Source organism: Pseudomonas frederiksbergensis, from assembly GCF_003732665.1.
Lineage (GTDB): Bacteria > Pseudomonadota > Gammaproteobacteria > Pseudomonadales > Pseudomonadaceae > Aquipseudomonas > Aquipseudomonas frederiksbergensis_G.
Map to the genome: position 1 here is coordinate 1 of NZ_MOBP01000201.1, position 468 is coordinate 468.

Sequence of the window (468 nt, forward strand, 5' to 3'; positions counted from 1 at the left end):
CGCCGCGGCCCGGCCCGGCCGGCCAACGAGACGGCAATGCAGGCCGATGCTCATCATCTTCGGCGCGCCTTCGACTCCCTCCTGGTAAAGCACGTCGAAGGCATCCTTCAGATAAGTGAAGAACTGATCGCCGGAATTGAAACCCTGCGGCGTGGCAAAACGCATGTCGTTGGTGTCGAGCGTATAGGGAATGATCAGGAACGGCTCGTCGCCCACGCCCTTCACCCAATAGGGCAGATCGTCGGCATAGGAATCCGAGGAATAAAGGAAGCCGCCCTCCTCCATGACGAGGCGCAGCGTATTGTCGGATGGCTTGCCCTGATACATGCCGTAGGGACGCTCGCCCGTCAGTTCGGTATGCAGGTGCACCGCTTCGACGATGTGCTTGCGCTCTTCCTCCTCAGAAAAGTCCTTGTATTCCAGCCAGCGATAACCGTGGCTGGCGATTTCCCAACCCGCTTCCTTCAT

1 protein-coding gene is annotated in these 468 nt (G+C 59.2%); it reads right to left on the bottom strand.

All coding sequences use genetic code 11. The annotated features are described in order from the left end of the window. Positions 1-468: polysaccharide deacetylase family protein (locus BK665_RS33810; RefSeq protein WP_375538971.1), on the bottom strand; the 468-nt coding region annotated here is incomplete at both ends.